This is a genomic window from Paraburkholderia sp. BR10937, assembly GCF_040965695.1.
GTDB lineage: Bacteria > Pseudomonadota > Gammaproteobacteria > Burkholderiales > Burkholderiaceae > Paraburkholderia.
Genome location: NZ_JBFRCL010000262.1, coordinates 1 through 242, shown reverse-complemented (window position 1 = coordinate 242; position 242 = coordinate 1). Strand labels below are relative to the sequence as shown.

1 pseudogene is annotated in these 242 nt (G+C 66.1%); it reads right to left on the bottom strand.

Features of this window, described 5'->3' with window-relative positions:
* Positions 1 to 114: 114 nt before the first annotated feature.
* Positions 115 to 242, bottom strand: a pseudogene (locus AB4Y44_RS42900) (dihydrodipicolinate synthase family protein); the annotation flags it as partial.

Genomic DNA, 242 nt, shown 5'->3' with positions numbered 1-242 from the left:
TTGCCGGCCGGCATGACAGTGCGCTGAGCGGAGCCGCCAAGCGTAATCGTGGGCGGCGGCGCGACGTACTTCTGGTCGTTCGGCGCCGACGACAGATCCTGCGGCACATTCAGCGGCGGCGCGGTCGATATTACCCGTCGCTTCCTTCACCGCGATGATGCCCGGCACTTCGGCCAGACGCAGGATGGTCTCGTTCGCCATGTCCGCGACCGTACGGCCCGGCACGTTGTATAGGATGACCG